This is a genomic window from Rhodococcus sp. WS1 (genome assembly GCF_003797745.1).
GTDB lineage: Bacteria > Actinomycetota > Actinomycetes > Mycobacteriales > Mycobacteriaceae > Rhodococcus_F > Rhodococcus_F erythropolis.
Genome location: NZ_RKLZ01000001.1, coordinates 1,507,331 through 1,520,021 on the forward strand (window position 1 = coordinate 1,507,331; position 12,691 = coordinate 1,520,021).

Genomic DNA, 12,691 nt, shown 5'->3' on the forward strand with positions numbered 1-12,691 from the left:
GCTCCTCTTCGGGACATCTGAAGTCTGGACCGGTAACCCGGTTTTCTCGACTTTAACCCGGTACTCACGTCAGATCATCGTTCGCTCCCGATGTGCAGACGTTCGAGTCCGTCGAGAATCAGATCAAGACCGAAAGCGAATTCGGCGGCGTAGCTGTATCCCGGAGCTAGGACGTGCTCGGTGGTCAGCTCGGCCAGGTGCGGATACTGACCGCTCTCGAACGAGCCCATGATCGCCTTCGCCAATTCCGTCGTTTCCTGCGCTGTTTCGAACGGCAAGCTCACCTCTTGCAGCACGAAGCCGTAGATGTACGCATCCATGATCGAAAAGGCATGCGCAGCAAGGGCGACCGGAAAGTCGGCAGCGCGTAGTGTTCCGATGACGGCGTCGTGGTGGCGCAGGGTCGCGGGACCAGGCGTCGTTCGGGACTCCATCAACGGAGTTGCCCACGGGTGCCTCCCCAGCACCTCCCGAGTCGATACCGCTCGCGCGTGAACTTCCGTTCGCCACGGCAGTCCCGGCGTCGGAAGATCGATCTCCGCAAAGACCGCGTCGACCATTCCGTCGAGCAGATCCCCCTTGTCCGAAACATGGTTGTACAGAGACATCGCCTCGACGCCAAGTTCGGTCCCCAGCTTCCGCATGGTCATCGAATCGATTCCGACGGAATCTGCAAGCGCCACGGCAGCGCGTACAACGTGATCTCGGGTCAATCTTGTGCGCTTCTCCACATTGACAGAACTTACACCGTAAGTGCAATACTTACGGTGTAAGCATTCGACGAACGGAGACTCGCATGCCGCAGGAACTGATGACCGCCGTCGTACAGGATCGCTACGGCGAAGCCGACGTTCTCTACCTCGACCACATTCCGCGCCCCACTGTCGCCGACAACGAAGTGCTGATTCGCGTCGAGGCCGCGTCCGTCGACCGCGGGGCATGGCATCTCATGGCCGGACTGCCATATCCGTTGCGCCTCGCGGGATTTGGACTGCGCAGACCTGAGAACCGGGTCCGCGGACTGGACGTTTCCGGCCGAGTCGAGGCCGTCGGCAGTTCGGTGACCCGCGTGGCAGTCGGCCAGGAGGTATACGGGATCGCGGTCGGTTCGTTCGCGGAGTACGCGTGCGCACTCGAGACGAAGATTGCTGCAAAACCTGCCCGGTTGTCGTTCGCACAAGCAGCAGCGGTGCCGGTCTCCGGCCTCACAGCGCTGCAAGCCGTGCGCGACCACGGCCGCGTGCAGGCCGGGCAATCCGTCCTCGTTCTCGGTGCATCCGGTGGCGTCGGGATCTACGCGGTGCAGGTGGCAAAAGCCATGGGCGCGCTCGTCACCGGCGTATGCAGCACCTCGAAAACCGATACCGTCCGCTCCCTCGGTGCCGACGAGGTTCTCGACTACCGCTTCGACGACGCCACCGACGGATCGCATCGGTACGACGTCATCATCGACACCGGCGGCAACCGCCGACTTCGAGATCTTCGACGGGCGCTCACACGCACCGGAAGGCTCGTGATCGTGGGCGGCGAGAACGGCGGACGGTGGCTCGGCGGAATCGATCGCCAAATCCGCGCACTGTGCTTGTCTCCGTTCGTATCTCAGAAGCTCGGGTCTTTGATGGCTTCGGAGAACGCCGAGGATCTGGAGGTGCTGACGGCAATGATCGACGCAGGTGTCGTCACCCCGGTGATCGACTCCGTTCATCCCCTTGCCGACACCGCCGTCGCCGTGGCACGAATGGTCGACGGTTCCGGCTGCGGAAAGCAGATAATCGCCACTCGCTGAAAAGCCTGACAGAATCGGCTCACTCCAGCGAACAGGAATCTCACGTGAACCCAGATCTCACGCTCGCGCCGCAGCCAGACAGAGGACCGATCTTCGTCAAGTCCCGCCCGGTCCGTACCGGCGACATCGACGTCGCCAAGCAGGTCAGGCTCGACGCCGTCGCCCGTTATCTGCAGGACATCGGCAACGACAACATCGAAGCCGCCGGCGCCATCGACACTCATCCGCTCTGGATAGTGCGTCGTACGGTCGTCGATGTCGTACGCCCGGCGATCTGGCCGGAAGAGCTGACGATGACTCGCTGGTGCTCCGGCTTCTCCACGAGATGGGCGAACATGCGCGTGCGCTTCGACGGCAGCAACGGCGCGCTGATGGAAACCGAAGGCTTCTGGATCAACATCAGCGCCGAGTCAGGCATGCCCACCAGGATGAGCGACGACTTCATGCGGCCGTTGGAAGAATCCACCGACGAGCATCGCCTGAAGTGGAAGCGTGTCCTCGCCGAGAACGCACCGGAGGCAGACGACGCGGGTGTTCTGGACACGCCGTTCGCTCTGCGCGCCACGGATATCGACCCGTTCGACCACGTCAACAACGCCGTCTACTGGCAGGCAGTCGAAGAGGTCCTCAGCGCGCGCACCGAACTGCGTACAGTTCCGCATCGAGCACTGATCGAGTACCTCTCCCCCATCGTCTCCAGCGACGACGTCGTCCTGCGCAGCCGCGTCGACGACAAGACCGTCACGGTCTGGTTCCTGGTCGGCGAAGCGCTCCGCGCAGTTGCGCAGGTGAGCGCCCTCTAACGCAGTTTCTGGGTCGCGACAGCCGCGACACCGAACACCAACGCAAGAAGAATCGCGGCCCAGAAACCGAAGAGCCACCACACCACGCCGAACACGACCACTGCCGGGGCAACGGTGATGAAAGCGATGGTGGGGCTTTCGCGTACCACCTCGAGTGCAGTTCGGGCATTAGTTCGATCGAGCTTCTTACCGGCCATCGAAAACCTCCTTCAAGGTCCTGACCATCCAGAGTAACCGGACTGACGGGCACAAAGCGGATACCGTGAACGCATGGCCGACCACCGCACCCTCGTCCTCATGCGACACGGCAAGTCCAGCTACCCCGAGGGCATCCGTGATCACGAGCGTCCGCTCGCCGAACGGGGCCTGCGCGAGGCCCGCATCGGCGGCGAATGGATCCGCGAAAACGTCCCGCCCGTAGACGCCGTTCTGTGCTCCACCTCCCGGCGCACCGTCGAAACCCTTGCCTCGACGGGAATCGAAGCTCCCGCCGGATTCGAGAAGTCCATCTACGGCGGCTCACCCGCAGACGTCATTGCAGCTGCGCGAACCACGTCCGACCACGTCAAGACGCTCCTGATCGTCGGACACGAACCCGGAATTCCCTGGACTGCACTCGATCTCGCGTCGAACGAAAACTCCGAAGCGGCCCAACGTATCCGCGACAAGTTCCCCACTTCGGCGATCGCCGTCCTCTCCGTACCGGTGTCGTGGACCGAACTCGACGACTCCGTCGCCACTTTGCTCGAGTTTCACGTGCCCCGTTAGATCAACCACACCGCTAAAGCACCTCACGTAGAAGGCGGTCCGAAAGTGCAAGCGCGTCACGGTCGTACGTCGACGTCGACGCCAGCACTTCGTCGGCACCGGTCCGCTCGGCGAGATCGTGAAGCTGTTGTTTCACCTCGACAGGTGTGCCGTGCAGCGCCGACGCCATGAACGACTCGATACGTCTGGCATTTCGATCACTGCGCGGGGCGCGCCTGATCTCGTCCAGCGACGCGAGCGGCGGAAACTCCCCCGTCCGTGACGATTCTGCGAGCGCGTATGCCTCCGGGATCAGCAACTCACGCGCCGCGTCGGTGGTATCGGCAACCGCCACTTCGAGAGAAACCACCACATAGGGTTCGGGATGAGCGTCGGTGGCCCGGAAAGCTCGGCGGTACTCGTCCAATGCATCCACCCGGTCGGTGCTCCCGATTCCGAGTATCGGCCCACCCACGACCACCGGAAGCCCCAGTTGCGCTGCCACTTTCAAACCTGTACGCGTCGCGAGTACGAAGATCGGCACCCCGGTCTCCGACGCCGGCCGTGCCGTCACTGCCGCGGATCCGTCCAGGTAGCGCCTCACCTCTTCGAGATCGGACGCAAACGTGTCCGGAGCATCCTTGCTCCGTCGTAGTGCCTGACGAACAGGTTCCGTGAATCCCAGCGATCGGCCGAGGCCGAGATCGATTCGCCCCGGGTACAGAGCCTCCAGCATCAAGAACTGCTCGGCGACGATCAGCGGTTGGTGATTCGGCAGCATGACCCCACCGCTCCCGAGTCTGATATCGCGCGTATGCGCGCCGATCGCGGCAAGCAGTACTGCCGGCGACCCGCTCCCGATCCCGGGCACCGCGTGATGCTCGGCCACCCAGAACCGGTGGTAGCCGAGACCGTCGGCGTGCGCGGCGCGTTCGACGGAATGCGTCAGAGCTGCGGAGTCGGGGTATCCGCTCCTGGTTCGGGATCGGTCGAGCAGTGAGAGAAGCACTCTCGGAGCAACAAGGAATTCGGAAAGTTTCATCCGGACGCCTAATGAGGACCGTTTCTGACCGCAATACCCGCAACACTGGACCTGTCGCCGGAATCCACCATCACATGAAGGGCACGTCATGGACATCAAGCTCGAACTGGTCGCCATTCCCGTCACCGACATCGACCGCGCCAAGGACTTCTACGTCCGCCTCGGCTTCAACGCCGACCACGATCACACGGTCAGCGAGGACCTGCGCTTCGTCCAGCTGACCCCACCCGGTTCGGCCTGCTCGATCTGCATCGGCAAGGGAATCACCGACGCCGAGCCCGGTTCCGTCGTCGGCATGCAGGTAGTGGTCAAGGACATCGAAGAGGCTGAGCGCGAGTTCAAGAGCCGCGGCATCGACATCAGCCCGATCGACGACCAGGCTTGGGGCAGATTCATCTACTTCGCCGACCCCGACGGCAACAAGTGGGCTGTCCAGGAGATCGTCATCCCGGACCTCAGCGGCAGCAACTCCTGAAGCGAGCGAGATGAAAAATCCCCCCACCTCTTTCGAGGTGGGGGGATTTTCTACGAACTAACGCTTAGCGGTAGTCGTTGCTGAAGCCGTAGTCGTCCAGCGGAACTGCAGCACCGGTGTTCTGGCCGAAGCCGTCCGGGCTGTAGTACTGGTCGTCGTACGACGGCACTGCGTAAGCAGCGGCGCGTGCCTCTTCGGTCGGCTGAACCTGGATGTTGCGGTAACGGTTGATACCGGTACCGGCAGGGATCAGCTTACCGATGATGACATTTTCCTTCAGACCGATCAGCTTGTCCGAGCGGCAGTTGATAGCCGCGTCGGTCAAGACACGAGTGGTCTCCTGGAACGATGCCGCGGACAGCCACGAATCCGTCGCGAGCGACGCCTTCGTGATACCCATGAGCACCGGACGGCCGGCTGCGGGCTCGCCACCCTCGGCGACAACGCGGCGGTTTGCCGACTCGAACTCGGCGCGCTCGGTGAGCGAACCGGGCAGGAACTCGGTGGCACCGGAATCGATGATCGTCACGCGACGAAGCATCTGGCGCACGATGACCTCGATGTGCTTGTCGTGGATCGACACACCCTGGCTCCGGTACACCTCCTGGACCTCGTTGACCAAGTGGATCTGAACCTGACGCGGACCCATGACTCGCAGGACCTCGTGGGGATCGGCAGCACCTTCCATGAGCTGCTGTCCGACCTCGACGTGGTCACCGTCAGCCAAGAGGCTTTCGCGACCATCGGCATGCTTGAAGACGCGCAGACGCTGACGCTTGCTGAGCTTGTCGTAGACAACCTCTTCGCCGCCGTCGTCCGGAACGATGGTGATCTTGTAGAAACGATCGCCGTCTTCGAGCTGTACCCGACCGGTGACGTCCGCGATAGGAGCCTTGCCCTTGGGCACACGTGCCTCGAACAGCTCCTGGACACGCGGCAGACCGCCGGTGATGTCATCTCCTGCGACACCACCCTGGTGGAAGGTACGCATGGTCAGCTGGGTACCGGGCTCACCGATCGACTGTGCGGCGACGATACCGACAGCCTCACCGATGTCGACCAGCTTGCCGGTGGCCATCGAACGGCCGTAGCAAGTGGCGCAAACGCCGGTGCCGGTGGTGCAGGTCAGGACCGAGCGGACCTTGACCGTCGTGATGCCGGCTTCGAGCAGAGCATCGATCGCGGGGTCACCGAGATCGTGGCCACGCTCGACGATGACGGTGCCGTTCGCGTCGACTGCATCGGCCGCCAAGGTACGGGCGTACGTGCTGGTCTCCACGTGAGCATCGCGGATCATCGTGCCGTCGGCCTGCTTCTCGGCGATCGTGGTGACGATGCCGCGCTCTGTTCCACAGTCGACCTCGCGGACGATGACGTCCTGCGAAACGTCCACCAGACGACGGGTCAGGTAACCCGAGTCGGCGGTGCGGAGTGCGGTATCGGCCAGACCCTTACGAGCACCGTGCGTGTTGATGAAGTACTCGAGAACGGTCAGGCCTTCCTTGAAGGAAGACTTGATCGGACGCGGGATGAACTCACCCTTCGGGTTTGTCACCAGACCCTTCATACCGGCGAGCGAGCGAACCTGAGTCATGTTGCCGGCTGCGCCGGACTTCACGATCATCGGGATCGGGTTGCTGTCGGGGAAGTGAGCCTCCATGGCCTTGCCGACCTTGTCGGTCGCTTCCTGCCAAATGGTGACCAGAGCGCTGTTGCGCTCCTTCTTGTCCAGAGCACCACGCTGGTACTGCTTCTCGATCTTGTCGGCCTGAGCCTCGAAGTCCTCGATGATGGCAGGCTTCTCCGGCGGCACGAGCACGTCGGAAATCGAGACCGTGACACCCGAACGGGTGGCCCAGTAGAACCCGACGTCCTTGAGCTTGTCGACAGTCTGAGCAACCACGATCATCGGGTACCGCTCGGCGAGATCGTTGATGATCGTCGCCTGGCGCTTCTTCGGCATCTGCTCGTTGACGAACGGGTAGTCCGCCGGAAGCAGCTCGTTGAAGAGCACACGGCCGAGTGTCGTGGTGGCGGTCCAGCCGTCACCGTATTTCCAGCCCTCGGGGAACAGTTCGTTCTCGAGGTCGCGCGGCGGACGCTGCTGCGTCAGACGCACCTTGATCTGAGCCTGAACCGAGAGCGCGCCGCGGTCCACTGCCATCTGAGCCTCGGCGGGCGAGGAGTACACGCCCTGCTCTGCCTCGTCGTTGGTCGGAGCAACGAGCTCACCGGTGACACCCTCGTCGAGACGGGTCAGGTGGAACAGACCCGTGACCATGTCCAGACGCGGCATGGCGAGCGGGCGACCCGAAGCAGGCGAGAGGATGTTGTTCGAGGACAGCATCAGGATGCGGGCCTCGGCCTGAGCCTCTGCCGACAGCGGGAGGTGAACAGCCATCTGGTCACCGTCGAAGTCGGCGTTGAAGGCCTCACACACCAGCGGGTGGAGCTGAATGGCCTTGCCCTCGACGAGCTGCGGCTCGAATGCCTGGATACCCAGACGGTGCAGCGTAGGTGCACGGTTGAGCAGCACGGGGTGCTCGGCGATGACCTCTTCGAGGACGTCCCACACCTGGACGCGCTTGCGCTCGACCATGCGCTTGGCCGACTTGATGTTCTGCGCGTGGTTGAGATCGACCAGACGCTTCATCACGAACGGCTTGAACAGCTCGAGAGCCATCAGCTTGGGCAGACCACACTGGTGCAGCTTGAGCTGAGGACCGACGACGATCACGGAACGACCCGAGTAGTCGACGCGCTTACCGAGCAGGTTCTGACGGAAACGACCCTGCTTGCCCTTGAGCAGATCGCTCAGGGACTTCAGCGGGCGGTTACCCGGTCCGGTGACCGGACGTCCACGACGACCGTTGTCGAACAGGGCGTCGACCGACTCCTGCAGCATCCGCTTCTCGTTGTTGACGATGATCTCGGGAGCACCGAGGTCGATCAGTCGCTTGAGGCGGTTGTTGCGGTTGATGACGCGGCGGTACAGGTCGTTGAGGTCGGACGTCGCGAAACGTCCACCGTCGAGCTGAACCATCGGGCGAAGCTCCGGCGGGATCACCGGAACAGCGTTGAGGACCATGCCCATCGGCGAGTTGCCGTTGGTCTGGAATGCCGCAACCACCTTGAGGCGCTTGAGTGCACGCAGCTTCTTCTGGCCCTTGCCGCTGCGGATGGTCTCGCGGAGAGACTCTGCCTCGGCGTCGAGGTCGAAGTTCTGCATCAGGATCTGGATGGACTCTGCGCCCATCGCACCCGTGAAGTACTCGCCGTAACGGTCGACCAGCTCGCGGTACAGGAGCTCGTCGATGATGAGCTGCTTGACGCTCAGCTTGGTGAAGGTGGTCCAGATCTCGTCGAGACGATCCAGCTCACGCTGCGCGCGGTCACGGAGCTGACGCATTTCGCGCTCGCCGCCGTCCTTGACCTTGCGGCGGACATCGGACTTCGCGCCCTCTGCCTCGAGCTCGGCGATGTCGGCTTCGAGCTTCTGCGCACGTGCCTCGAGATCGGCGTCGCGCTGATCTGCGACGGTCTTCTTCTCGACCTGCATCTCGGCTTCGAGGGTGGACAGCTCGTTGTGACGGAGCTCCTCGTCGACGCCGACGATGACGTAGGCAGCGAAGTAGATGATCTTTTCGAGATCCTTCGGAGCCAGGTCGAGCAGGTAACCGAGACGGCTCGGAACACCCTTGAAGTACCAGATGTGCGTGACCGGTGCGGCCAGTTCGATGTGACCCATACGCTCACGACGAACCTTGGCGCGAGTGACCTCGACGCCACAGCGCTCACAGATGATGCCCTTGAAGCGGACACGCTTGTACTTACCGCAGTAGCACTCCCAGTCCCGGGTGGGGCCGAAGATCTTCTCGCAGAAGAGGCCGTCCTTCTCGGGCTTGAGCGTGCGGTAGTTGATGGTCTCCGGCTTCTTGACCTCGCCGTAGGACCAATTGCGGATGTCCTCTGCACTGGCCAAGCCAATGCGGAGTTCATCGAAGAAGTTGACGTCGAGCACGTAACTTCCTTTCCCCGTTGGGGTTACGGTTGCCGGTCACCCGGCAACCTGACTGCCAATTCAAATGTGAACTACGCCCCCGGGCCGCTCTTTCAAGAGCAACCCGGGGACCGAAACCTAGTTCGCGAGGTCGTCGACCGTCGCAGCTTCGTTCCTGGACAGGTTGATGCCCAGGTTCGCTGCGGCCCGCTCCAAGTCCTCGTCGTCGCCGTCCGCCATCGTGATGGCCGCGCCGTCCGAGGACAGCACCTCCACGTTGAGGCAGAGCGACTGGAGCTCCTTGAGGAGCACCTTGAACGACTCGGGGATGCCGGGTTCGGGGATGTTCTCGCCCTTGACGATGGCTTCGTACACCTTGACTCGACCGACCACGTCGTCCGACTTGATGGTCAGCAGTTCCTGCAGCGTGTAAGCCGCGCCGTAGGCCTGCATCGCCCAGCACTCCATCTCACCGAAGCGCTGGCCACCGAACTGGGCCTTACCACCGAGAGGCTGCTGCGTGATCATCGAGTACGGACCGGTCGAACGAGCGTGGATCTTGTCGTCGACCAAGTGGTGCAGCTTGATGATGTACATGTAACCGACCGAGACCGGGTACGGGAACGGCTCGCCGGAGCGGCCGTCGAACAAGGTGGCCTTTCCGTCGGGTCCGACCATCTGCTCGCCGTCACGGTTCGGCAGCGTCGCGCCGAGGAGACCGGTGAGCTCGTCTTCCTTCGCACCGTCGAACACCGGGGTGGCGATGTTCGAGTCGGCCGGAGCGGACAGCATCTCTTCCGGCAGGGTCGCAGCCCAGTCGGGACGAGTGCCGTCGGACGCGATCTGAATGTTCCAGCCGGTCTTGCCGATCCACCCGAGGTGGGTCTCCAAGACCTGACCGATGTTCATACGACGCGGGACACCGTGCGTGTTCAAGATGATGTCGACAGGCGTGCCGTCCGAGAGGAACGGCATGTCTTCCTGCGGCAGGATCTTGCCGATGACGCCCTTGTTACCGTGGCGGCCGGCGAGCTTGTCGCCGTCCTGGATCTTGCGCTTCTGTGCCACGTAGACGCGGACCAACTCGTTGACACCGGGAGGCAGATCGTCGTCTTCGTCACGTGAGAACACGCGGATTCCGATGACCTTGCCGGTCTCACCGTGAGGAACCTTGAGGGACGTGTCACGAACCTCGCGAGCCTTCTCACCGAAGATGGCGCGAAGGAGGCGCTCTTCGGGGGTCAGCTCGGTCTCGCCCTTCGGCGTGACCTTTCCGACCAGCACGTCGCCGTCACGAACCTCGGCACCGATACGGATGATGCCGCGCTCGTCGAGGTCGGCGAGGACCTCGTCGGAGACGTTCGGGATGTCGCGAGTGATTTCCTCGGCACCGAGCTTGGTGTCGCGGGCATCGATCTCGTGCTCCTCGATGTGAATCGAGGTCAGGACGTCCTCTTCCACGAGACGCTGCGACAGAATGATCGCGTCCTCGTAGTTGTGGCCTTCCCACGGCATGATCGCGACGAGCAAGTTCTTGCCCAGCGCCATCTCACCGTTCTCGGTGCAAGGACCGTCGGCCAGAACCTGGCCGGCCTCGACACGCTGTCCCTCGTCCACGATCGGACGCTGGTTGGCGCACGTGCCCTGGTTGGAACGCGCGAACTTGCGCATCCGGTACGTCTTGCGGCTTCCGTCGTCAGCCATCACCGTGACGTAGTCCGCAGAGATCTCCTCCACGACACCGGTCTTCTCGGTGATGATGACGTCGCCGGCATCCACAGCTGCACGCAGCTCCATGCCGGTTCCGACGAGAGGTGCCTCGCTGCGAACCAGCGGGACAGCCTGACGCTGCATGTTCGCGCCCATCAGGGCACGGTTTGCATCGTCGTGCTCGAGGAACGGAATCATCGCGGTTGCGACGGACACCATCTGACGCGGCGAAACGTCCATGTAGTCGATGTCGGAGGACGCGACGAACTCGACCTCGCCACCCTTACGGCGGACGAGAATCTTCGAGTCGGTGAAGCGACCCTCGCGGTCGATGGCCGAGTTGGCCTGCGCGACTACGTGGCGGTCTTCTTCGTCAGCGGTCAGGTAGTCGACCTCGTCGGTCACCTGTCCGTCGACGACGCGACGGTACGGGGTCTCGATGAAACCGAACGGGTTGACGCGGGCGTAGACCGACAGCGAACCGATCAGGCCGATGTTCGGGCCTTCCGGGGTCTCGATCGGGCACATGCGGCCGTAGTGCGACGGGTGAACGTCGCGAACCTCGAGGCCGGCGCGCTCACGGGACAGACCACCCGGGCCGAGGGCGGACAGACGACGCTTGTGCGTCAGCCCCGACAGCGGGTTGTTCTGGTCCATGAACTGCGACAGCTGGGAGGTTCCGAAGAACTCCCTGATCGCAGCGACGACGGGCCGGATGTTGATCAGCGTCTGAGGCGTGATTGCCTCGACGTCCTGCGTGGTCATGCGCTCACGAACCACACGCTCCATGCGGGACAGGCCCACGCGGATCTGGTTCTGAATGAGCTCGCCGACGGTACGCAGACGACGGTTGCCGAAGTGGTCGATGTCGTCGACCTCGACGGGAACCTCGACGCCGCCCGGAGCCGTCATCGAGGTGTCACCTGCGTGCAGACGCACGAGGTACTCGACGGTGGCGACGATGTCTTCTTCGGTGAGAGTGGATGCAACGATCGGCTGACCCGCGTTCAGGCCGAGCTTCTTGTTGATCTTGTAACGACCCACGCGAGCGAGGTCGTAGCGCTTGTCCTTGAAGAACAGGTTCTCCAGCAGGGTCTGCGCGCTCTCCTTGGTGGGGGGCTCGCCCGGACGCAGCTTGCGGTAGATGTCGAGCAACGCCTCATCGGTGCCGGCGGTGTTGTCCTTCTCCAGCGTGGCCATGAGGATCTCGGAGAAGCCGAAGCGCTCCGTGATCTGCTCGGTGGTCCAGCCGAGTGCCTTGAGCAGGACGGTGACAGGCTGACGACGCTTGCGGTCGATACGGACACCAACGGTGTCGCGCTTGTCGACGTCGAACTCGAGCCATGCGCCGCGACCCGGGATCACCTTGACGCTGTGCAGATCCTTCTCGGTGCTCTTGTCGACGCTCATGTCGAAGTACACACCGGGGGAACGCACGAGCTGCGAGACGACCACACGCTCGGTGCCGTTGATGATGAAGGTGCCCTTGTCGGTCATCATCGGGAAATCTCCCATGAAGACCGTCTGGCTCTTGATCTCACCAGTGTTGTTGTTGATGAACTCCGCGGTGACGAACAACGGCGCCGCGTAGGTCATGTCCTTGTCTTTGCACTCGTCCGTCGAGGCCTTGACCTCGTCGAATCGAGGGTCGGAGAAGGACAGCGACATAGTGCCGTTGAAATCCTCGATCGGAGAAAGCTCCGCGAGGATGTCCTCGAGACCACCGGACACTGCATTGTCGCCGAGTGCCGCTGCTCGTTCACGCCAACTCTGCGCGCCGATCAGCCACTCGAACGAATCTGTCTGTACGTCAAGAAGCCCGGGAACTTCGAGGGGTTCGCGAACTTTCGCGAACGAAACCCTCTTCGGGGCTCCGGGGATTCCGGAAACTGCCTTGGTCTGGCTAGAGACTGCCAAGATGCGTCCTTCCAGCACCTCACGCGGGCCGCTCCGTGCTGTTGCGACCGCCGCTGTATCTGCTTCGAATTTCGCTGGTTACAACCCGAACGAAACCCGTCGCAGAAAGCAAGAAGTACTTGACTTCGCAGCGGTTGAGACGAGGGGTGGACAGGAGGCAGCCAGCGCAACGTCCAAAAGTACACCCTTACTCTGGAAATGTCGAGTCGGG

Annotated in this window: 9 protein-coding genes; 4 read left to right on the forward strand and 5 right to left on the reverse strand. The window is 62.7% G+C overall.

Annotated features, from left to right (window positions below):
• Positions 1–74: 74 nt before the first annotated feature.
• On the reverse strand, positions 75–731 hold the full coding sequence (locus EEB12_RS06800; protein ID WP_019744300.1) for a TetR/AcrR family transcriptional regulator: 657 nt from the start codon (positions 729–731) through the stop codon (positions 75–77).
• A gap of 65 nt (positions 732–796) precedes the next feature.
• On the opposite strand from EEB12_RS06800, the gene EEB12_RS06805 reads away from it, so the two are divergent.
• On the forward strand, positions 797–1,786 hold the full coding sequence (locus EEB12_RS06805) for an NAD(P)-dependent alcohol dehydrogenase (RefSeq protein WP_141487546.1): 990 nt from the start codon (positions 797–799) through the stop codon (positions 1,784–1,786).
• 44 nt (positions 1,787–1,830) lie between these two features.
• A complete protein-coding gene (locus EEB12_RS06810; protein WP_020906825.1) occupies positions 1,831–2,589 on the forward strand; it encodes an acyl-[acyl-carrier-protein] thioesterase in 759 nt (252 codons plus the stop codon).
• Here EEB12_RS06810 and EEB12_RS06815 read toward each other — a convergent pair.
• Positions 2,586–2,786 (reverse strand): hypothetical protein, encoded by a 201-nt coding sequence (locus EEB12_RS06815; RefSeq protein WP_003941897.1) that lies wholly within the window; start codon positions 2,784–2,786, stop codon positions 2,586–2,588. The genes EEB12_RS06810 and EEB12_RS06815 overlap by 4 nt on opposite strands.
• 73 nt (positions 2,787–2,859) lie before the next feature.
• On the opposite strand from EEB12_RS06815, the gene EEB12_RS06820 reads away from it, so the two are divergent.
• On the forward strand, positions 2,860–3,357 hold the full coding sequence (locus EEB12_RS06820; RefSeq protein ID WP_141487547.1) for a SixA phosphatase family protein: 498 nt from the start codon (positions 2,860–2,862) through the stop codon (positions 3,355–3,357).
• A 13-nt stretch (positions 3,358–3,370) separates the two neighbouring features.
• Here EEB12_RS06820 and EEB12_RS06825 read toward each other — a convergent pair whose 3' ends face one another.
• Positions 3,371–4,378 (reverse strand): LLM class flavin-dependent oxidoreductase, encoded by a 1,008-nt coding sequence (locus EEB12_RS06825; RefSeq protein ID WP_141487548.1) that lies wholly within the window; start codon positions 4,376–4,378, stop codon positions 3,371–3,373.
• 88 nt (positions 4,379–4,466) lie between these two features.
• Here EEB12_RS06825 and EEB12_RS06830 point away from each other — a divergent pair, with 88 nt between their 5' ends.
• The gene (locus EEB12_RS06830) at positions 4,467–4,853 is read left to right on the forward strand and encodes a glyoxalase superfamily protein (RefSeq protein ID WP_003942070.1); all 387 of its coding nucleotides are present in this window, start codon (positions 4,467–4,469) and stop codon (positions 4,851–4,853) included.
• A gap of 64 nt (positions 4,854–4,917) precedes the next feature.
• On the opposite strand, the gene EEB12_RS06835 is transcribed toward EEB12_RS06830, so the two are convergent.
• Together EEB12_RS06835 and rpoB are read right to left on the reverse strand one after the other, a co-directional pair.
• Positions 4,918–8,874 carry a DNA-directed RNA polymerase subunit beta' gene (locus tag EEB12_RS06835; protein ID WP_019744304.1) on the reverse strand — a complete coding sequence of 1,319 codons (3,957 nt, stop codon included), beginning with the start codon at positions 8,872–8,874 and terminating at the stop codon, positions 4,918–4,920.
• Between the two features lie 117 nt (positions 8,875–8,991).
• Positions 8,992–12,498 carry a DNA-directed RNA polymerase subunit beta gene (rpoB, locus tag EEB12_RS06840; RefSeq protein WP_019744305.1) on the reverse strand — a complete coding sequence of 1,169 codons (3,507 nt, stop codon included), beginning with the start codon at positions 12,496–12,498 and terminating at the stop codon, positions 8,992–8,994.
• Positions 12,499–12,691: the final 193 nt, after the last annotated feature.